At 69.3% G+C, this 19,729-nt stretch carries 17 protein-coding genes; 8 read left to right on the forward strand and 9 right to left on the reverse strand.

Features of this window, described 5'->3' with window-relative positions; genetic code table 11:
• Positions 1-15: 15 nt before the first annotated feature.
• From ACI3KY_RS09840 to ACI3KY_RS09870, 7 genes are all read right to left on the reverse strand, one after another.
• Positions 16-219, reverse strand: coding sequence for a hypothetical protein (locus ACI3KY_RS09840; RefSeq protein WP_404929993.1), 204 nt, complete (start codon positions 217-219; stop codon positions 16-18).
• Position 220: 1 nt separating this feature from the next.
• On the reverse strand, positions 221-679 hold the full coding sequence (locus tag ACI3KY_RS09845; RefSeq protein WP_404929994.1) for a DUF6325 family protein: 459 nt from the start codon (positions 677-679) through the stop codon (positions 221-223).
• An 84-nt stretch (positions 680-763) separates the two neighbouring features.
• A complete protein-coding gene (locus ACI3KY_RS09850; protein WP_404929995.1) occupies positions 764-2,209 on the reverse strand; it encodes a DUF1254 domain-containing protein in 1,446 nt (481 codons plus the stop codon).
• A gap of 188 nt (positions 2,210-2,397) precedes the next feature.
• Positions 2,398-3,135 carry an alpha/beta hydrolase gene (locus tag ACI3KY_RS09855; RefSeq protein WP_404929996.1) on the reverse strand — a complete coding sequence of 246 codons (738 nt, stop codon included), beginning with the start codon at positions 3,133-3,135 and terminating at the stop codon, positions 2,398-2,400.
• 193 nt (positions 3,136-3,328) lie between these two features.
• Positions 3,329-4,708, reverse strand: a complete 1,380-nt coding sequence (locus ACI3KY_RS09860; RefSeq protein WP_404929997.1) for a diguanylate cyclase — start codon at positions 4,706-4,708, stop codon at positions 3,329-3,331.
• Positions 4,695-5,441 (reverse strand): alpha/beta fold hydrolase, encoded by a 747-nt coding sequence (locus ACI3KY_RS09865; RefSeq protein ID WP_404929998.1) that lies wholly within the window; start codon positions 5,439-5,441, stop codon positions 4,695-4,697. The genes ACI3KY_RS09860 and ACI3KY_RS09865 overlap by 14 nt, the downstream gene beginning before the upstream one ends.
• A 170-nt stretch (positions 5,442-5,611) precedes the next feature.
• Positions 5,612-6,088 (reverse strand): MarR family winged helix-turn-helix transcriptional regulator, encoded by a 477-nt coding sequence (locus ACI3KY_RS09870; protein WP_404929999.1) that lies wholly within the window; start codon positions 6,086-6,088, stop codon positions 5,612-5,614.
• Positions 6,089-6,187: 99 nt separating this feature from the next.
• Between ACI3KY_RS09870 and ACI3KY_RS09875 the strand changes: the two genes are divergently transcribed.
• The 3 genes from ACI3KY_RS09875 to ACI3KY_RS09885 all read left to right on the forward strand — a co-directional run bounded on the left by ACI3KY_RS09875 (position 6,188) and on the right by ACI3KY_RS09885 (position 10,856).
• On the forward strand, positions 6,188-7,441 hold the full coding sequence (locus ACI3KY_RS09875; protein WP_404930000.1) for an amidohydrolase family protein: 1,254 nt from the start codon (positions 6,188-6,190) through the stop codon (positions 7,439-7,441).
• 197 nt (positions 7,442-7,638) lie between these two features.
• Entirely contained in the window at positions 7,639-9,783 is a 2,145-nt protein-coding gene (locus tag ACI3KY_RS09880; RefSeq protein WP_404930001.1) for a glycogen debranching N-terminal domain-containing protein, read from the forward strand.
• Positions 9,780-10,856 (forward strand): glycosyltransferase family 4 protein, encoded by a 1,077-nt coding sequence (locus ACI3KY_RS09885; RefSeq protein WP_404930002.1) that lies wholly within the window; start codon positions 9,780-9,782, stop codon positions 10,854-10,856. The genes ACI3KY_RS09880 and ACI3KY_RS09885 overlap by 4 nt, the downstream gene beginning before the upstream one ends.
• Before the next feature lie 110 nt (positions 10,857-10,966).
• Here ACI3KY_RS09885 and ACI3KY_RS09890 read toward each other — a convergent pair whose 3' ends face one another.
• On the reverse strand, positions 10,967-11,272 hold the full coding sequence (locus ACI3KY_RS09890) for an ArsR/SmtB family transcription factor (RefSeq protein ID WP_404930003.1): 306 nt from the start codon (positions 11,270-11,272) through the stop codon (positions 10,967-10,969).
• Between the two features lie 81 nt (positions 11,273-11,353).
• Between ACI3KY_RS09890 and ACI3KY_RS09895 the strand changes: the two genes are divergently transcribed.
• The 5 genes from ACI3KY_RS09895 to ACI3KY_RS09915 all read left to right on the forward strand — a co-directional run bounded on the left by ACI3KY_RS09895 (position 11,354) and on the right by ACI3KY_RS09915 (position 19,270).
• Positions 11,354-12,580: an MFS transporter gene (locus tag ACI3KY_RS09895; RefSeq protein ID WP_404930004.1), complete on the forward strand. Its 1,227-nt coding sequence runs from the start codon at positions 11,354-11,356 to the stop codon at positions 12,578-12,580.
• A 25-nt stretch (positions 12,581-12,605) separates the two neighbouring features.
• Entirely contained in the window at positions 12,606-13,091 is a 486-nt protein-coding gene (locus ACI3KY_RS09900; protein ID WP_404930005.1) for a GNAT family N-acetyltransferase, read from the forward strand.
• 185 nt (positions 13,092-13,276) lie between these two features.
• Positions 13,277-14,011 (forward strand): hypothetical protein, encoded by a 735-nt coding sequence (locus ACI3KY_RS09905; RefSeq protein ID WP_404930006.1) that lies wholly within the window; start codon positions 13,277-13,279, stop codon positions 14,009-14,011.
• 10 nt (positions 14,012-14,021) lie between these two features.
• Positions 14,022-17,969 carry a Pls/PosA family non-ribosomal peptide synthetase gene (locus ACI3KY_RS09910; RefSeq protein ID WP_404930007.1) on the forward strand — a complete coding sequence of 1,316 codons (3,948 nt, stop codon included), beginning with the start codon at positions 14,022-14,024 and terminating at the stop codon, positions 17,967-17,969.
• Positions 17,966-19,270 (forward strand): M1 family metallopeptidase, encoded by a 1,305-nt coding sequence (locus ACI3KY_RS09915; RefSeq protein ID WP_404930008.1) that lies wholly within the window; start codon positions 17,966-17,968, stop codon positions 19,268-19,270. Before ACI3KY_RS09910 ends, ACI3KY_RS09915 begins: the two co-directional genes overlap by 4 nt.
• On the opposite strand, the gene ACI3KY_RS09920 is transcribed toward ACI3KY_RS09915, so the two are convergent.
• Positions 19,224-19,718 (reverse strand): chemotaxis protein CheY, encoded by a 495-nt coding sequence (locus ACI3KY_RS09920; RefSeq protein WP_404930009.1) that lies wholly within the window; start codon positions 19,716-19,718, stop codon positions 19,224-19,226. The two genes, ACI3KY_RS09915 and ACI3KY_RS09920, sit on opposite strands and share 47 nt — an antisense overlap.
• Positions 19,719-19,729: the final 11 nt, after the last annotated feature.

Raw genomic sequence — 19,729 nt, forward strand, 5'->3', positions numbered from 1 at the left:
ACAACGCGCCGGGGCCTAGATACGGCGGCGACGCGGGGTTGCGACAGCGCCGACGACCGCAGCGGTTGCGACGGGGGAGCGGCCCGGAGTGACCGCCGCGCCGACGACCGCGGCTTTGGCGACGGGCGAGCGACCCGGTGTGACGGCCGCGGTCACGACCGCGGCTTTGGCGACGGGCGCTCCGATGACTCCCACGCGTCCTACTCTTCGTCCGAGCATGTCAGGCTCCTATCTGGATGGCGGTCTCATCGGCCTCGATCGAGGCGATGATGGACTGGATCGGAATGCGGCCGTTCGCGATGAGCTGGCCCCCCGCGCGGCGCGCGGCAGAGGCGAACCCGGCGGCCCACAGGTTCTCGTAGACCAGAACACCGGCGACCGTACCGGGGTCCATCGCGGCGGCGAGATGTGCGACGTCGTCGGCGGCGAGCAGTTCCGCCAGTTCGGCCTCGAGGCGCACGAGCGGTCCGAGGTCGGCGAGCTCTGACAGCTCCAGCGCCTCCACCGAGCCGTCGGCATCCTTCGTGAGCACGAGGATGTCGATGACGCGGATGGTTCCGGCATCGACGAGTGCGAGCAGCTCCGCGGCCATCTCGCCGGTGAAACTGGCGTGGCCGGGTGGGAACTCGACGACGATGAAGTCGACAGGGCCGAGCTCATCGAGTGCGGGGTCAGTCATGGGACGTCCTTCCTCTGGAATCTCCACCGTGACGGTTCGGCCCGGGGGTCGACTCATCCGATGTGAATGAACTTCGATGGTGTGTCAGGCCTGCCGGCGGGTGATCTCGGGCAGACGCCACGTCATGTCGAACCACGGCTCGAGAGGACCGTACAGGCGCAGCAGCGGCCACCACGACTTGCCGGGGAGGGTCGGGATCCAGTTCGATTCCTTGCCCGCGGGGGCAGTCGGCCCGAACCAGAGGATGTGCGATCCGTCGTCCTCCGCCTGCACCTCCTCGGACAGGCTCGACACGGCGGGGTAGGCGGTGGATTGCAGCAGCGAGCGGGTCTGCGTGTCGTACGCGTCGATCGACCAGAAGTTCTTGGCCGGCGCGTTGGCGGGAATCGTGAGCGTGTACGTCTCGCCGCCGTCGAGCAGGGCGCCGTCGGCATCCTCTGCGGTGTAGATGTAGGCGGAGCCGGCGCCGACCTGCGCATGCGCCATGGCCGGGGTGATCACCGTCGCCGCGTAGTGGAAGAGCGTGCGCGCGTCGAGGTTGCGGGCGCCGTCGTCCAGGAACTCATAGCTGCCGCCGACGAAGCCCTCTTTCCACGACGACCCCTCCCAACGGAATGACTGGGCGTCGCGTGCCGCGTAGAGAGTGGCGCGGGCCATTCCGGCCGCGATCTGGGCCGCGTTGTCCAGGATGCCGCGCAGGCGGTCGTCGGGGGCGAAGGGCGTGTCGTGACGGATGCCCAGTGAGGCCAGCGTGCCCGCTCGCTCGGGGTCGAGAGCGGTGGTCGGCTCCTCGGCGACGAGCTGCGCGATCTCTTCGAAGAACGAGAAGTCGTTGGAGTGCACGGTGTTGAAGCTCTGCTCGCCGATGTCGACGAACGTGTTCTCGGGCGGCGTTGCGGCGTCGCCGAGGCGGTAGATGCGGGCCTGCTTGATGGCCGGAACGCCCCCGAGCGCGCGGATCACGACGAAGTTGGTGAACGTCGGCGACTCGTAGGTGTAATAGCCCTCGGGTCGCTCGCCGTCGTAGCCCGGCGGCAGGAAGAGATACTTTCCTCCGGCGCCCTTGTCGGGGCCTGCGATTCCCATGTCGGTGACGTAGCGGAACCAGAAGTCGTCGACGACGCACAGCGACTGCGGCGGCGCTTCGATGACGGTGGGTCCCCACGCCTTGAGATCGAGGAACGTCACACCGTAGGTGGTCTCCGTGTTCGGGGTGAGGAAGATCGGGGTGGAGGTGCACCGGGGATCGGTGTAGGCGATCTTGTCGGGGGAGTCGACCCCGACGGTGCGCAGACCGCGCCTCATGGCGACGAGCGATGCGCCGGGAACGGCATTCAGGAATGCGGTGATGCCGCGGACCAGGTCCAGACCGTCGAATATCGATTGCACCGATTCGGGCTTCGGAACCCCATCGAAGAACTCGAATTCTCCGAAAGGCGTCGACAATGTGTCGGGCGTGGAGACATGTGTCAATTCGTCCGCGAGTTGTTCCGTCGTCAGACTCGCTGCCTTGTTCGCTTCGATCGTCATGCTCGCGCATCCCCCTTGTGACTCGTCATGGCGCGAGTCTCGCAGGGCGGTGGAAATACGCCGTCATCCGTTTCGCGTGAGGATCGCACCGCGGTGGCCGCGGCATCCGTCTCCGTCTTCGCCCAGTCGATGCCGGGGGAGCGAGCACCGGAGCGCCGACTCGTGTCCGAGCCGGCGCACTGGGGCTCCTAGCTCAGGTGGCGGGCGAAGAAGCGGGCGGCGTCTTCACCGGCGAACGACGGAACCCCGCGGTGGCCGCCCATGTTGGCCTGCAGCGTCTTCTCGTTGGAGCCCAACGCGTCGAACAGGTCGAGCGCCATCTGTCGGTCATTGCCGTGATCGTCCCACTGGAGCAGCACGTGCAGCGGGATGGTGAGCCGTCGGGCGTCGTCGAACGTCGAGGTGGGCACGTAGCTGCCGGCGAAGAGGCCGGCCGCCACGATACGCGGCTCGACAGCTGCCAGACGGATGCCGACGGCGATCGGCCCACCCGAGTAGCCGACGGGGCCGGCGATCTCGGGCAGCGCGAGCGCGGCATCCAATGTCTCCTGCCATTCCGGCACGGCCCCCTCCACGAGGGGGAGGACCAGACGCTCCACGATGTCGCCCGAGACGGGCTCGCCCGCCTGCAGCGCCCGACGCAGGTCATCGCGGGCTTCGTCAGCACCGGCGAGACGCGGCCGGTCGCCGGCGCCCGGGAGCTCGATGGTGGCGGCGGCGAAGCCCTGGGCGGCCGAGCTCTTCGCGCGGGCCGCCAGTCGCGGGTGCATCGCCCCGAGACCGCCCGGGTGGCCCATCAGGATGAGGGGGACAGGTGAGGAAGCGGATGCCGATGCCGGCGTCCAGAGGATGCCAGGGATCTCCCCGAGGAGGAAGTCGCGCTCGAGGACGCCGTCGTCGAGCCACTGTTCAGAGGTGAAGTGCATGGTGGTGCCTTTCGGGAGTGCGCTGGTGCGGCGCTCCCGAGCGACCTATCGCCCGACCGTGACCCCAGAGAGGAGCACCCACGTCGATTCGTTCATGGGTATCACCTCCTCGTTCTGTCGCACGGCGGTCTGGAGCCTAGCAGGGAAGGGGCGGGCACCCGAGGTGGAGGATCGCATGACGGAGACCGCGCCCTCAAGAGGCGGGCGTCTCGAAGGTGGCTCGGTTCTTGCCGGCGCCTTTGGACTCATACATGGCGCGGTCCGCCCGTACGAGCAGCTGCTCGGGGGTGGGGCGGGGTTGCGAGCGCGGATCGAACATCGAGATTCCCACGCTGACGGATGCCGAGACCGTCCCGTCGTCGATCACGATGGGCTCGTTGGTGAGACGGAGGATCCGCTCCGCGATGGTCGTTGCGGCAGCCTTGTCGGTGTTGGCGCAGATGGCCACGAATTCGTCGCCGCCGATTCGCCCCACCACGTCGTCGGAGCGCACGCCGGCGCTCAGCCTGATAGCCAGTTCCACCAGCACCGCGTCGCCGACGGCATGGCCGAAGCGGTCGTTGATCGACTTGAATTCGTCGACGTCGAGGAACAGGACGGCGAGAGGTGCATCGTGCGCGAAGGCGGCATCGAGGGCGTCTTCGAGGCTCTGCTCGAGAAGCTGCCTATTGGCGACGCCCGTGAGCTGGTCATGAAGAGCCAGGAATGCCAGCTGACGCTGCAGTCTGACGCGGACCAGGGTCTGCGAGGCCTGGCGTCCCAGCGCCTTCTGCAGATCGAAGAACTGGTCGTCGAACTGTCGGGAACGTCCGAAGAAGCAGACCAGGATCCCCATCCGTCGATGGTTGTCGAGCAAAGGCATCACGCTGAGTGCAGCCAGACGCGTCGTGCGCAGTGCGGTCGCGAGTTCGGGGAACTGCGCGGCAGCGGATCCTTCGTCGACGACGACCACGTCGGGGCTGTTGCGCAGACTGACGATGGGGGAGACCAGTCCCGCGAGGGGATTGGTGCCTCCGACGAGAAGGAGTTCGCCGTCGTCATCGAGCAGCAGCACACCGGCCTCTCGCGCTGCGAACGCGGTGCGTGCGACTTCGGCGAAGGACTGCGCGACGTCCTCGTCGCTCGCGCTGACCCCGAAGGCGCGCGACACCTCTTGCAGGACCCGCACCTGCGCCTCCGAGGACTCGGCCGCCCGGCGGGCGTGCAAGAGGTCCCGCTCGTACTGGATGCGACCGGACGCGTTGAACACCGCGATGCGGTCCACACCGGCCGCCGTGTCGCGGATGGAGTTGATCAGCACGGGCAGCCGGGTGTCATCCGCGCACACCACGGTGAGCGCGACCTCGTTGAGCGCACCTTCCAACGGCAGCGCCTGCGCGACCCTGGTCTCGTGGAACAGCTGGCTTCCGGGGTCCAGCAGCGACGTGAACGGCCTGCCCTCGAGCTGCTTCCGGTTGAAGCCCGTCCATTCCAGCAGCGTCTCGTTGGCCTCGAGGATCACGCCCTGGGGCGAGGTGGCGACCAGACCGCATGGCGCCCGCTGGAACCAGGCGTCTTCGCTAGGCCCGGTCACCGAGATACTCGCGAATCCGGGAGACGACTTCATCCGGTGCCGAGAGGATCGGCACATGCCCGGTCGCCTCGAGCACGGCGAGAGTGCTGCCCTCGATGGCCGCGTGGACGTACTGGCCGACCTCGCCGGGAGCGATGGCGTCCGCCGTGCACTGCAGCACGAGAGTCGGGACGCTCACCAGGGGAAGGTCGGCGCGGTTGTCGGACAGGAACGTGACGTGCGCGAAGTGCCTCGCGATGTGCGGATCGATGCGGCAGAAGCTCGTCGTGAGCTGTTCGCCGAGCTCGGGCCGCTGCGGGTTGCCCATGATGACGGGCGCCATCGTCCGCGACCAGCCGAGGTAGTTGCTGTCGAGGGAGTCCAACAGCGATGCGATGTCGTCGGGCTCGAAGCCCCCGCGATACGAACCGTCGTTGACATACCGCGGCGACGGACCCACCAGGACCAGTGCGCCGAACCGGGAAGGGTCACGGTTGGCTGCCAGGATGCCGATCATCGCGCTGACGGAATGACCGACGAAGACGACATCCGTCACGTTCAGTGTGTCCAGGATGTCGAGGACGTCCTCCGCATACCCGTGCAGTGAGTCGTACTTGCCCGGGTCGTACGCCGACACATCCGACCCGCCGGCACCGACATGGTCGAACAGGATCACGCGATGGTCGGCAGCGAACTGCGGGGCGACGAGGTCCCACGTCGCCTGACTGCATCCGAATCCGTGTGCGAACATCATGACGCGACCCGTGGCGGCGCCGGAGACGGTGACGTTGTTCCGTCGCAGAGCATCACGCGTGCCGAGCACCGACATATATCTGCTCCAGCCCGTCTGCCTGTCGCGCCGGAACGACGCGCTCAGCAGAATCGTAATCGACGAAGCGTCGCTGACCGGCGCCGGCGAGGCTCCTACTCGGAGCTTGCGCGGCTCGCGGCTGCGACGTATTTGTGGAGCAGCCGTGCGAACTCCAATCGTTCCTCGTGGTCCCAGTCCCTGGTGATGTATTCGAAGGCCCGGCGTTGCTGATGCCGGGAGCCCGCGAGGATCTCGCGGCCGTGCGCGGTGAGACGCAGGGTGATGCTGCGCCCGTCGGTCTGGGAGGCGACACGTTCGACGAACCCTTCCGCCACGCACGACGCCGCCAGTCGACTGACGGCCGTTCGTTCCATCCCGAGCGCCGCGGCCACCGCGTTGACGCTCAGCAGTCCGTCGGACTCCTCCACGATGGCGAGGAGGAGGTCGCGCCGCACGTCGGTTTGAGCGACCGGTGGATCGATGGGCACGGCGCTGGTGCGCCGTCGCAGCCGTGAGAACGCCGTTCCGATGTTCTCCAGGAGCTCATCGTCCGTCGGCATGGCGACTGAGAAGTCATCGCGGCTGGGCATCACATCTCCTCAAAGTATGTGCATTCTGCACGTATGTGCTAGTTTACACGTAAGTGAGCTCGCCGTCCCGCGGTGCTCCGGTAAGGAATGGGTAGTCGTATGCGTACAGCAATTGTGGCCGGTCGGGTCTTCGACGGCATGACGGACCTCGGCCCGAAGACGGTGGTGATCGCTGACGGGCTGATCGAGTCCATCGGGGATCACGCGCCCGCCGATGCCGAGCTCGTCGAAGCCCCCCGGGCCACGCTGTTGCCGGGTCTCATCGACGCGCACGTGCACACGGACACCTCGGGGCTCCGGATGGCATTGCAGTTCGGCGTCACGACGGAGCTCGAGATGCAGGGAGCGAACACCGCCCGGGACCGGGCCCACATCACCGAAGACGACAATGTGGCCGACGTGCGATCCGCGGGCTTCGGGCTCACCCCTCCCGGCGGGCACCCCGAGGAGCTCTTCCCCAAGGACTTCAACCCCCAGCGCGGCGGGGGCCGGGGCGGTCCCGGTGCCCGCCCTGCCGGCCCCGAGCGGATCGACCCGATCGTGCGCGCCAAGGTGACCACGCCGCAGGAGGCGGTCGACGTCGTCGGTCAGCTCAGTCGGGCGGGGTCCGACTACATCAAGTTCATGGTCGACGACGGCACCGTCGAGGGCCACCCCGGCCTGCCCATGCTCGACCAGGCGACGCTGAACGCCGGCGTGGCCGAGGCGCACCGCCTCGGCATGCTGACGGTGGCGCACGCGCTCACCATCGAAGCCACGCAGATGAGCATCGATGCGGGGATCGACGGCCTGGCGCACCTGTTCATGGACCGGCCCCACACGCCGCAGATCATCGATGCCATCGCGCAGTCCGGTGCCTTCGTCGTCGCCTGCGTGGTCCTCGACGCCTCGATGATGGGGATCACGGGGTCGGCGCTCGCAGATGACCCGCGCGTGGCCCGGAAGATCTCCCCGGAGTGGGACTCGACGCTGCGGAGCAGCTTCAACCACTATCCGCAGGGCCGGCTCGAGGACGTTCTCGCCACCGTGCGCGCCCTCGACGCGGCAGGGGTCGACGTGCTCGTCGGCACGGATGTGTCGCAGCCGCTGCCCTTCCTCGGCGGCCTTGCCCACGGCGCCAGCGTGCACCAGGAGATGCAGTACTTCGTCGCTGCCGGCTTGGCGCCCGCGACAGCGATCAGTGCTGCCACCGCCGTGACCGCCCGTCGTTTCGGTCTCACCGACCGCGGCACGATCGCGGTGGGCCGGCGCGCCGACCTGCTCCTCGTCGACGGCGACCCGACCGCCACGATCACGGATACCCTCAACGTCCGCGATGTCTGGCGCCGCGGCATCCGTCAGCCTGCTGTCTGAGACGCGGCGGCCGATGACCCGCCCGTACCGCCTCGGCTGTTCGGGTGATGCCGTTCGGGACTCGGCATTGACTACACCGGCGAAGCGGCGGGGTCAATCCCCGTGTGTCTCCGCGGCGGACGAGCCTAGCGTCGCGGCATCCGAAGACGGGCGTCGCGCGTCGAGCGCCGCCCCCTCACCCGAGAGGTTCAGGATCGATGACAGGCTGGAATGCGGACACACTCGCGCCACCGGTGGGCGCCGGATCCGTCACGATCCTCGAGGGGGCGTCGTTCTGCACATCCGGCGCGAACGGCGATATGGTCCCGGAGCTTCCCTACGGCCTCTTCTTCCGTGACACCCGGATCGTGTCGCGCTGGGCCCTTCTCGTCGACGGCGCACCGATCGAATCGCTGTCGTCGTTGACCCCCGAGCCGTACCATGCGGTGTTCGTCGGCCGGGCGGGACACATCCCCGGGCGCGCCGACACCCCGCTCACGGTGGAGCGCGACCGCCGCGTCGACGGCGGACTGCGGGAGCGCGTCACCATCCGCAGCTACTCGAACAATCCGATGTCCTTCCGGGTCGAGGTGCTGCTCGAGGCCGACTTCGCTGACATCTTCGAGGTCAAGGAGGGCCGGGCCCGCGGCATCCCGCGGCCTACGACGCGCGACGAGTCGGGTCGCTTCCGCATCGACGCCGTGGGAATGGTCGATCCGCTCGGACTCGTCGTCCACGCCCCCGAGGCGAGCGTGGCGAGAGACCGGATCGCCTTCCGCGTCGTGCTTCCGCCGCGCGGCACCTGGACACAGCTGCTCGTCGTCTCGCCCACGGTCAACGGCCAGCAGGTCGCGCTGGCACCCGCCACCGAGGGTCCGACGGAGCAGGAGGAGCCGGTGCGACGGCTGCTCGCCTGGCAGTCGGGGGTGCCGGTCGCCTCGATGGACGACGACTCGCTGGAACGGGTGGTCCGCCAGAGTCAGCGCGACCTGGGATCGCTGCGCATCTTCGACCCGAACCACGCCGATCGGGCGGTCGTGGCCGCCGGAGTCCCCTGGTTCATGGCCCTGTTCGGGCGCGACTCTCTGCTCACCGCCTACATGGCGCTGCCGCTGGACCCGACGCTCGCGCTCGGCACGCTCAGGACGCTGGCCGACCTGCAGGGGACGACGAACGACGCGGCGTCGGAGGAGCAGCCGGGCCGGATCCTCCACGAAGTCCGGCTCGGCGCCACCACCAACCTCGCGCTCGGCGGCGAGTCGGTCTATTACGGCACCATCGACGCGACGCCGCTGTTCGTGGTCGTCCTCGGCGAGCTCGCCCGGTGGGGCGGGCTCCCCGACGACGCCGACGACCTGCTGGACGCCGCCGACCGCGCCCTGGAGTGGATCGAAGGCGATGGCGATCGAGACGGCGACGGGTTCGTCGAGTACGCACGCCTCAACGACTTCGGACTCGTCAACCAGGGCTGGAAGGACTCGTGGGACGGCGTGAACTTCGCCGACGGCGCGCTCGCCGAGCCGCCCGTCGCCCTGTGCGAGGTGCAGGGGTACGTCTACGCCGCCTACCTCGCGCGGGCCCTCCTCGCCACGATGCGCGACGACGACGAGGGCGCGCGGGCGTGGATCGCCAAGGCAGAGGACCTCAAGGTCCGGTTCAACGAGCGCTTCTGGATGCCCGACCGCGGCTGCTTCGCCATCGCCCTCGATCGCGACAAGCGTCAGGTCGACGGGTGCGCCTCGAACATGGGGCACTGCCTCTGGAGCGGCATCGTCGACGACGACAAGGCGCCGCAGGTCGCCCAGGCGCTGATGTCGCCGCAGATGTTCACGGGATGGGGCGTGCGGACGCTGGCGTCCGACATGGGGGCGTACAACCCGGCGAGTTACCACAACGGCTCGGTGTGGCCCCACGACAACGCGATCGTGGCCGCCGGCCTGATGCGCTACGGGTTCGTCGAGGAGGCGCAGCGCATCGCGGTGGGCCTGTTCGACGCCGCGAACCGCTACGGCGGCCGGCTTCCGGAGCTGTTCTGCGGGTTCGACCAGGACCAGTACCCGCAGCCCGTCGTGTACCCGGCGTCCTGCTCGCCGCAGGCGTGGGCGGCGGCGGCGCCGCTGTCGCTGTTGCGCACGATCCTTCGCTTCGACCCGTCGGTGCCCACTGACGAGATATGGATCGCCCCGGCTCTGCCGCCCGAGTTCGGCGACATCCACGTGCGCAACATCCCGTTCGCCGGCTCGCGGATCTCGGTCGACGTCTCGGGAGGCGAGGCCTCCATCACCGGGCTGCCGTCGCACCTTACGGTGCATCACACCCCGCTCGGCGCATCGACCGCCCCGATCCGAAGGTCCGCGCGATGAGGATCGGCATCATCGCCCCGCCCTGGATCCCGATCCCGCCGCCGGCGTACGGCGGGATCGAGTCCTTCATCGACGTGCTGGCGCTCGAACTCGCCGCCGCCGGCCACGAGGTCGTGCTCGCGGCATCCGGAGACAGCACCTGCCCGGTCGAACGAATGCCGGGGTTTCCGCCCTCGGACGACAGCGTGATGGGGTGCACCGCGCCGGAACTGCGTCATCTGATCCGCGCCTACGCGGGGCTCGCCGACGTCGACGTCATCGTCGACAACACGCTCGGTGGGCCGGTGCTCGCGCGCAGCGCGGCACGGCGGCCCGTCGTAACGATCGTGCACAGCCCGTTCGAAGAGATCGTGCTCGAGCTCTACGGCGCCGCCGCGCCCGACATGGCCTTCGTCGCCATCTCGCACCACCAGGCCTCGACTTCGCGCGACATCCGAGTGACCGAGGTCATCCACCACGGCATCCGTGTCGAGGACGTCCCTATCGGGCCGGGCGGAAGCGAGGCGTGCTTCCTGGGCCGGATGCATCCGGCCAAGGGGCTGCGGGAGGCCATCCGCGTCGCCGAGCTCGCCGGCATCCGGTTGCGGATCGCCGCGAAGATGCGCGAGCCGCTCGAGCGGGCCTACTTCGAGGATGTCGTGCGCCCGGCGCTGGGCACCCACGCCGAGTACATCGGCGAGCTCTCGACCGAGGAGAAGTTCGCGCTGCTCGGCTCATCGTGCGCGATGCTCAACCCCATCCAGTGGGACGAGCCCTTCGGCCTGGTGATGATCGAGGCGCTCGCGGCAGGGACCCCCGTCATCGCGACACCTCGCGGTTCCGCGCCCGAGATCGTGCAGCACGGCCGGAACGGCTTCATCGACGCCGATCCGGCCGGGCTCGCGGCGGCGCTGCAGCACGCGAGCTCGCTCGACCGCGAGGCGTGTCGCGCCAGCGTCGAGGAGAGGTTCACGGCCGCCCAGATGGCGCAGAACTACGTCGCCCTCTTCGAGCGGATGCTGCAACGCGAACCGCACCGCTTCGGCGAAGCGGGACTCTCCGCCGTGCGCACGGATCATCCGCGCATCGCCTAGCTGCGGCTCGCCGTCTCCGGTAGGCGTCTGCACGCCTTTCGAATCACTCCGCACGTCGCCGTTCGAAGGCGCGGCGATCAGCGCGGTCCGCCGGCCAGGATGCGGCAGGCTCAGCCCCGAAGGACTGACTCCAGCAATCCCGGAAACAGCTCGTCGAGATCCTCGCGCCGGAGGGTCAGCATCCGCCCGCGCCCGTTCGGTTCGTTGCGGATGACGCCGGCCTCGCGGAGGACTTTCATGAAGTGCGACTTGGTGGACTTCGGGAGGCTGGGGTCAGTGGCATGGCAGGCGGCCATGTCGAGCGGACCATCGGCGAGCTGGCGTGCGATCGCGAGGCGCTCGGGGTCGCTGAGCGCGAACAGCACGTCCGTGAGACGGATCTCGGAGCGCTCGGGGTGCGGAAGATCGCCAGACATAGTTCGACAATAGTTGAACAATTCCGGAAGGGCACGTACGCTCCGATAGTTCGAGAAAAATCGAACCCCAAGGGAGCTGTCATGACCAACACCGCCTCCACCACAGTCGTCGAGCGGGGGGAACGAGACGAAGGGCTGCCGTACCGCACCCGTTTCGGCTTCGTCCTGGCGGTCGCGGCGCAGATCCTGATGATGGTCGGGGCCAGTGCGCCCTCGCCGTTCTATCCGGCGCTCGCGCAGAGCATCGGGTTCGACGCCATCGTCATCACCGCCGTGTTCGCGGTGTACGCCGGGGCGCTGCTGCTCACGCTGCTGACCGCCGGCTCGCTGTCGGACCATGTCGGCCGCCGACCGGTGGTGATCGCAGGCTTCGTGCTGCTCGCGGGGAGCATGTTCCTGTTCTGGCATGCCGATGCTGTCGCAGTGTTGTTCTTCGCTCGGATCCTGCAAGGCGTGGCGAGCGGTCTGCTCATCTCCGCGCTGTCGGCGACCACTCTCGACTTCGCACCGAGCGGACGAGCGGGTATCGCGGGACTCTGGAATGCGCTGAGCGCCGGCATCGGGCTTGCGCTCGGCGCATTGGTCTCGGGCGTGGTGCTCGACGTGAGCGGCGAGGCGCTGCTCGACGTGTTCGCTCCGCTGAGCACCATATATGTGGTGCTCGCGGTGCTGTTCTTCATCGTGCCGGAGACGGCTCCCCGCACGCCAGGAGTGTGGCGCTCGCTGCGCTTCCGGTTGACGGTTCCGTCGGCGATCCGCGCGGACTTCTGGCGTGGAGCTCCCGCCGTGGTCGCCGGTTGGGCGACAGGCGGGCTGTTCCTGTCGCTCGGAGCGAACATCGTCCGCAGCGAGCGCGGCGGGGAGGCGCACTTGTGGCAGGGGCTCGGAGTCGTGCTGCTCGCCGGAGTCGGCGCCGTGGCGGCGTTCGCGCTGCGGAAGCACACCGCGCGCACGCTGGTGCTGTTCGGCACCGCAGCGCTCGGCATGGGGACTCTGCTGTCGCTGCTCGCACTCGCTGTCGAGTCGCTGCCGTTCTACCTCGTCGCCACCGCGGTGACCGGGATGGGGTTCGGCACCGTGTTCTCCGGTGTGATCGCCTCCTTCGCGCCGAGGATTCCGGCAGCCGAGCGGGCGGACACGTTCGCCGCGCTGTATGTGCTGGCCTATCTGTCGTTCGGTGTCCCTGCGGTCGTCGCGGGGGCCCTCGTGGGGGTGGTCGGCCTGGCCGCAGTGGTCGTGGGGTACGGAGTGGTCGTCGTGGTCCTGGCGGGGGTCGCGTTCGGACTGCGCGTACGGCGCGGGGCATGACGGGGTCCTGCCAACATAGGAAGTCATGATCACGCGCGAACTGCAGCCCGAAGAAGTCACCAGCTTTGCCCCGCAGCTGCGGGAACTTCAGCGACGCGCGTACAGCCTCGAGGCCGCGCTCATCGGTGACGACCGAATCCCGCCACTGCATGAATCAGTGCAGGATCTCGTATCGGCGCAGCTGCACTGGGTCGTGACCTTCGATGGTGACCGGATCGCGGGCGCCCTGGGGTACTCGGTGGAGGGAGGTGTCGTTGACATCGACCGTCTCATGATCGACCCGAGGTATCACCGAAGGGGTCTCGGATCCTCCTTGGTGACCGAAGTCATGTCACTCGAGGCGCGAACCATCGTGGCAACCGGACGTGACAATGCGCCAGCTCGTGCCCTCTACGAGGCTCTCGGCTTCACACATGACGCTGATATCGAACCCGTCGCCGGGCTCTGGGTCAGCCAGTACTCCCGCCACTCGATCGCTGTCACGGGAGCTGTCGCCGACGAGCGCCGCTGACCGCGGCTTCGTTGTTCGTAGTCGTACGCCTGCGCGATCGAAGCGACCCGAATCCATCCGGAGTCGACGCCCACTCCGCGGTCCCGCGTCAGGAGCGGGACGAAGTCATGCCGCCGCAGCATCCATGTGTCCTCGTGAGAGGGGCGCCACGGCGGCTGTTAACCCGGCCACGCTAAGGTTCGGCCATGGCCAAGACGACGAAGGCACAGCGCCAGGCGCTGGACGCGATGGAGGATGCCGCCACCGCGGCGAAGCAGGCGAAGAGGGCGGCCAAGGACTTGCCGGGCAAGACGGCGAAGAAGCTGCGCGAGCTCTCCGAGGACGCGAAGGACGCCGCCGACGTCTCGAAGAAGGCGCTTCGGAAGTCCCCCGGCAAGGTAGCCAAGCGGGCCACGCGAGCGGCCGACAAGCTCGTCAAGGCGACGGCCCAGGCCCTTGCCAAGGCCGAGAAGAAGGCCCGTCTGCGGGCGGAAGCCGAGCGCGCCGCGGCCGAGGCCGAGCGGGCGACCGCCGAGGCCGAGGAGCGCGCGGCGCAAGCCAAGGCAGCCAAGAAGGAGGCGGCGAAGGCGGCGAGAGCGGCCGAGCGCGCGGACCGCGAAGCAGCGGCCGCGCAACTGACCCTCGAGAACGAGCTCGCTGGTCCCGCCGAGACGGATGCAGCGGAGTCCGCCCCGGCGCCCACCGCCCCGGCGCCCACGGCGACAGTGCCCGCGGCGACCGAATCGGCACCGCCCGTCGACGCGCCCGAGACCAAGGTGCCCCCGCGCAAGACGCCCGCACGATCCGCGTCCCGCCCGAAAGACACCGCATCCGAGCTCTCAACGCTCACGGTCGCCGCGCTCCGGGATCGCGCCCGGGCGGCCGGCAAGACGGGATACTCGCGCCTGAGCAAGGCGCAGCTCGTCGCGCTGCTGTCCTGAGGTGCAGCCGGTGGGGGAGCGGCCAGCGCAGCTCGAACTCGACAGGTCCGGGTCGGCGGCGCCGAGCCGCACACTTCTCGACATCCTGCGCGAGACGACGGCCCGGCATCCCGAAGCTTCCGCCCTGGACGACGGGTCGGGGTCGCTCAGCTATCGGGATCTGATGGCCCGTGTCGGTCGCACCGCCGCGCAGCTTCACGACGCAGGCGTTCGCCGCGGTGACCGTGTGGGTGTCCGCGTCCCGTCCGGCTCGAAGGAGCTGTACATCGCCATCCTCGCCGTGCTCGCCGCGGGTGCGGCGTATGTTCCGGTGGACGTGGACGATCCGGACGAGCGCGCGCGCCTGGTCTTCGGCGAGGCCGGGGTGCGGGGTGTCATCACCGACGGCGGCTATACCTCCGCCGAGGCGCAGCCCGACGACGCCGCCGAGGTGGCGGCATCCGCAGCGCTTTTCACCGGTGATGCGCCGCATCCGAGCACCCATGCGGTCGTCACCGTTCCACCGCCGGAGGTGACGGACGACGCGTGGATCATCTTCACGTCCGGCTCCACCGGTGTGCCGAAGGGAGTGGCCGTCACCCACCGCTCGGCGGCCGCGTTCGTCGATGCCGAGGCACGCCTTTTCCTGCAGGACGCACCGCTGGGGCCGAGCGACAGGGTTCTTGCCGGACTCTCGGTCGCGTTCGACGCGTCGTGTGAAGAGATGTGGCTCGCGTGGCGTCACGGCGCGTGCCTCGTACCGGCACCTCGCGCACTGGTGCGCTCGGGGGAGGATCTCGCCCCGTGGCTCATCCGGCAGGGCATCACAGTGGTCTCCACGGTTCCGACGCTGGCCGCGATGTGGCCGGAGGACTCCATCGAGAACGTGAGGCTGCTGATCTTCGGCGGTGAGGCCTGCCCGCCGGAACTCGCCGCGCGTCTGGCCGCGGACGGCCGCGAGGTGTGGAACACGTATGGTCCCACCGAGGCGACCGTCGTCGCCTGCGCGGCGCCGCTCGACGCCGGCCTCGTGCGCATCGGGCTTCCTCTCGACGGCTGGGCGCTCGCCGTCGTCGATGCCGAGGGCGCGCGCGTCGCCGAGGGCGACATCGGCGAGCTGATCATCGGCGGTGTCGGGTTGGCCCGCTACCTCGATCCCTCGAAGGATGCCGAGAAGTACGCGCCGATGCCGACGCTCGGCTGGGATCGCGCGTACCGCTCGGGCGACCTGGTGCGCTACGAGCCCGAAGGGCTCGTCTTCATCGGTCGGGCCGACGACCAGGTGAAGGTCGGCGGGCGCCGCATCGAACTCGGCGAGGTTGAATCGGCGCTGCAGGACCTGCCGGGGATCACCGCGGCTGCCGCCGCCGTGCGATCGACCGATGCCGGGGTTCCCGTGCTCGTCGGCTATCTCGTCGCGAACGAGGGAGAGGACTTCGACCGGGCGCACGCGCGTGCGCTGCTGGCCGAGCGCCTGCCGGCGGCGATCGTGCCGCTGCTGGCGGTCGTCGACGAACTTCCGGTTCGAACATCCGGCAAGGTCGACCGGGCGGCGCTTCCGTGGCCGCTGCCCGGCGTCGAGGTGCCGCTGGCGGGGCTGTCTCCCGCCGAGGCCTGGCTCGCGGAGCAATGGCAGAGCGTGCTCGGCATGCCGGTGCCCAGTCGGTCGGCCGACTTCTTCGACCTCGGCGGCGGCTCACTCGCGGCCGCTCAGCTGGTCTCCCGGATCCGCGTGCGCGTACCGGAATTCTCCGTGGCCGACATCTACGACGTGCCGCGCCTCAGCTCGATGGCCAAGGCGCTCGGACCGCTGGAGGATGACGGACCGGCGACGTTCCACCGACCCGTGCCGACGCCGCGAGCCACGCAGTGGGTGCAGACTCTCCTCGGCGTGCCGCTGTTCATCATCACCGGCATCCGCTGGCTGCTGTACCTGCTCACAGCCAGTGCGCTGCTCCAACTCGTACCCGGCTTCGAAGCACTGCCCAGCACGCCCTGGTGGGCGCTCCTGATCGGGCTGACGGTGTTCGCGACGCCCTTCGGGCGCATGGCCATCGCTGTCGTCGCGGCTCGACTGCTCTTGGCCGGGCTCCGTCCAGGCGATTACCCACGTGGCGGCAGCGTGCACATGCGGCTCTGGCTGGCCGAGCAGATCGCCGACCAGATCGATGCCGTCGGCCTCGCCGGCGCACCCTGGGTCACCTACTACGCGCGGGCGCTGGGTGCGAAGATCGGGCGGGGTGTGGACATGCACACGCTGCCTCCGATCACGGGGATGCTCGAACTGGGCGACGGTGCAGCTGTCGAGCCCGAGGTGGATCTCACCGGCACGTGGATCGACGGCGACGTCCTTCGCGTCGGAGAGGTGCGCATCGGCGCGGACGCGACGATCGGCGCCCGCAGCACACTGGCTCCGGGCACCAGGGTCGGACAGCGCGCCGACATCGCGCCAGGCTCGGCCGTGTTCGGCCGTGTGCGGGCAGACCAGTCATGGGCCGGATCTCCGGCAGAGCGCGTCGGCGGCGTCGAGTCCGGCTGGCCCGCCGAACGGGCTCCGGCACCGACACGCTGGCTCTGGGCGTACGCGGTGTCGTCGGTGGGGCTCGCCCTGCTGCCGCTCGCGTCGTTCGCCGTGGGCGGGCTGGTGATCGCGCAGGGGATCCGGGATGCCGGGACCCTGGGTGACGCGTTCCTCGGCGCCCTCGCGTGGCTGGTGCCCGCGGTCCTCGCCGTCGGCATCGTCTTCGCGGCATCCGTCGTCGTCGCGGTGCGCCTGCTGTCGATCGGGCTGCACGAGGGCACCCACCCCGTGCGCAGCCGGATCGGCTGGCAGGCCTGGAGCATCGAACGACTGCTCGACTCGTCGCGCACGGTCCTCTTCCCGCTGTACTCCAGCCTCTTCACCCCGGTGTGGCTGCGCCTTCTCGGTGCGCGTGTCGGACGCGAGGTCGAGGCATCCACTGTCCTGCTCATCCCGTCGATGACGCGCATCGATGACGGCGCGTTCCTCGCCGATGACACCATGGTGGGTTCGTACGAGCTGCGCGGGGGCTGGATGCGGCTCGGACCGGTGCGGATCGGCAAGCGCGCCTTCCTCGGAAACTCCGGGATGGCGGCGCCCGGCCACCGCGTGCCCCGTGACGGGCTCGTCGCCGTCCTGTCGTCCGCGCCGCTGAAGGCGAAGCCCGGCTCCTCGTGGCTCGGATCGCCGGCGGTGCGTCTGCGTCGGCTATCGGCGGAGGGCGATGAGAGTCGCACCTACCGCCCCACCGTCGGTCTTCGGATCGCGCGTACCCTCTGGGAACTCGGCCGCTTCGTGCCTGTCATCGTCACGTGCGCGATCGGCCTCGGGGTGCTGTTCGGCCTCGCCGCCCTCTGGGAGACTGTGGGCCCGGTGTGGACCCTCCTGGTCTCCGGCATCGTCATGCTCGCCGCCGGTGCGGTGGCCGCAGGACTGTCGACTGCGGCGAAGTGGCTCATCGTCGGCACGATCCGCGCGGGCGAGCAGCCCCTGTGGTCGAGCTTCGTGTGGCGCACCGAGGTCTCGGATACATTCACGGAGATGGTCGCGGCGCCCTGGTTCGCGCGCGCCGCTTCGGGAACGCCGGCTCTGGCGGTCTGGCTGCGGTCGCTCGGCTCTCGGATCGGGCGTGGCGTGTGGTGCGAGAGCTATTGGCTTCCCGAGCCCGACCTCGTCACTCTGGGTGACGGCGCGGCGGTCAATCGCGGCTGCGTTGTGCAGACCCACCTGTTCCATGATCGAATCATGAGCATGGACACGGTCGAACTGGAGGCTGGTGCGACGCTCGGCCCGCACAGCGTCATCCTTCCGGGGGCGACGCTCGGTGCGCATGCGACGGTCGGCCCCGCGTCGCTCGTGATGCGCGGCGAGACCGTGCCCGTCGGCTCGCGCTGGAGCGGCAATCCGATCGGTCCGTGGCGTGCGGTAAAGGTGCGCGCGTACCAGTCGACATCGTGAGCGTCCACGACTCGTACGCACCGCAGAGCGGCGATCCGACCTTCGACGTCGAGTCCTACGAGCTCGACCTTTCGTACCGTGTGCGCACCAACCGCCTCGAGGGGCGGGCCGTCGTCAACGCGATCGCGGCTGTTCCGACGTCGTCGGTCGCCTTGGATCTGATCGGGCTGCGTGCGTCGCGGGTGCGAGTGGATGGCGAGCGCCGGACGGCCTACGCCCAGGGACCGCGCAAGCTCCGGGTCGTTCTTCCCCGGCGGATGGAGCCGGGGGAGCGGTTCTCGATCGAGGTGACGTACGCCGGTGCCCCCGCGCCGCGGCGCACACGCTGGGGCACCATCGGCTTCGAAGAACTCGAGGACGGCGCCCTCGTGGCCTCCCAGCCCATCGGCGCACCCACGTGGTTCCCCTGCAACGACCGTCCTGACGATCGCGCCCTCTATTCGATCACGGTCGCCACGGATGCCGGCTACACCGCGGTCGCCACCGGGGCGCTCATCGGCTCGGCGCGACGCGGGCAGTTCGAAGCCCGCACGTTCCGTTCCGCCGTGCCGACTGCCACGTACCTCACGGCACTGCACATCGGACGCTACGTCTCCACCACGCTGGCGGGCTCCGAAGGCGCGGACGGCTTCCCGATCACGGTCGTCCACCCGCCCGCGCTGCGCAACGAGGTGGCGACGGCGTTCGCGCCGGTCGCGCAGATGCTGCGGCTGTTCGAGTCCGCCTTCGGTCCATATCCTCAGGACGCCTGCACCCTCGTGGTGACTCCCGACGAACTCGAGATACCGCTCGAGGCCCAGGGGATGGCGGTCTTCGGCGCCAACCATCTGGATCCGGCATCGGAGCGCCTCGTGGCGCACGAACTGGCGCATCAGTGGTTCGGCAACAGTGTCGGCGTCGCACGGTGGCAGGACATCTGGCTCAACGAGGGTTTCGCCTGCTACGCCGAGTGGATGTGGTCCGAGGCATCCGGCCGCCAGACCGTCCGTGAGAAGGCGGCAAAGCACCACGCCCGGCTCGCCGGGCTCGATCAGGATCTCGTGCTGGCCGATCCCGGTCCCGCGCTGATGTTCGACGACCGCGTCTACAAGCGCGGCGCGCTGACGCTCTATGCGCTGCGACGTCACATGGGGGAGAGCGCCTTCGCCGCGCTCCTGCGCGAGTGGGCGAGCGCGGGCGCCGGCGATTCGGTGACGACCGCGGACTTCCGCGCTCTGGCCGTACGGCTCGCGGGACCAGACGTCGACGTGCTGCTCACGACGTGGCTGGATCGAGCCGAACTGCCCCCGATGCCTCGCTGAATGCGGCACTGATCACAAGGCCCGGTGGCCCCTGGATGTCCCATCCCGCGATCATGGGTCCGCCCGGGACGACGGCCCGCCACCCCTGATCGCGCATCTGATCAACGGTCACGGTGCCGGGGTCGACGCGAAGGCCGCGCCCATCCGCCTTGAGGGCCGCCTCCACCCGCACCCAGTCTTGCAATCGCACGCCCTCACGATCGCCGAGGATCCCGTTCAACCCGGCGGCGTCCCTCACCGTGTCGATCTCGACTTCGACGTCGATCGCGAATGCACCAGCACCGGGAGACGCCACCGCCGCGACCGCAATGCCGCTCGCGTAGGCGACGGCAGGGCGAGCCGAGGCATCCGTCGTCCGAACCGGACCATGTGGTCCGCCGCAGCGCACGCAGGGATTCGACAGCTCGGCGCCCGGTGCCAGCATCTCGCGCAGAAGATCCCACGCCACGTCGCGGCGTG

This window comes from Microbacterium sp. ZW T2_14, from assembly GCF_044987405.1.
In the GTDB taxonomy this organism is placed as follows: Bacteria; Actinomycetota; Actinomycetes; order Actinomycetales; family Microbacteriaceae; genus Microbacterium.

Excerpts from the sequence above, each read along its gene's own strand:
- ACI3KY_RS09840 (WP_404929993.1), bottom strand. The coding sequence starts at position 219 with ATGCTCGGACGAAGAGTAGGACGCGTGGGAGTCATCGGAGCGCCCGTC.
- ACI3KY_RS09845 (WP_404929994.1), bottom strand. The coding sequence starts at position 679 with ATGACTGACCCCGCACTCGATGAGCTCGGCCCTGTCGACTTCATCGTC.
- ACI3KY_RS09850 (WP_404929995.1), bottom strand. The coding sequence starts at position 2,209 with ATGACGATCGAAGCGAACAAGGCAGCGAGTCTGACGACGGAACAACTC.
- ACI3KY_RS09855 (WP_404929996.1), bottom strand. The coding sequence starts at position 3,135 with ATGCACTTCACCTCTGAACAGTGGCTCGACGACGGCGTCCTCGAGCGC.
- ACI3KY_RS09865 (WP_404929998.1), bottom strand. The coding sequence starts at position 5,441 with ATGATGTTCGCACACGGATTCGGATGCAGTCAGGCGACGTGGGACCTC.
- ACI3KY_RS09870 (WP_404929999.1), bottom strand. The coding sequence starts at position 6,088 with ATGCCCAGCCGCGATGACTTCTCAGTCGCCATGCCGACGGACGATGAG.
- ACI3KY_RS09875 (WP_404930000.1), top strand. The coding sequence starts at position 6,188 with ATGCGTACAGCAATTGTGGCCGGTCGGGTCTTCGACGGCATGACGGAC.
- ACI3KY_RS09880 (WP_404930001.1), top strand. The coding sequence starts at position 7,639 with ATGACAGGCTGGAATGCGGACACACTCGCGCCACCGGTGGGCGCCGGA.
- ACI3KY_RS09885 (WP_404930002.1), top strand. The coding sequence starts at position 9,780 with ATGAGGATCGGCATCATCGCCCCGCCCTGGATCCCGATCCCGCCGCCG.
- ACI3KY_RS09890 (WP_404930003.1), bottom strand. The coding sequence starts at position 11,272 with ATGTCTGGCGATCTTCCGCACCCCGAGCGCTCCGAGATCCGTCTCACG.
- ACI3KY_RS09895 (WP_404930004.1), top strand. The coding sequence starts at position 11,354 with ATGACCAACACCGCCTCCACCACAGTCGTCGAGCGGGGGGAACGAGAC.
- ACI3KY_RS09900 (WP_404930005.1), top strand. The coding sequence starts at position 12,606 with ATGATCACGCGCGAACTGCAGCCCGAAGAAGTCACCAGCTTTGCCCCG.
- ACI3KY_RS09905 (WP_404930006.1), top strand. The coding sequence starts at position 13,277 with ATGGCCAAGACGACGAAGGCACAGCGCCAGGCGCTGGACGCGATGGAG.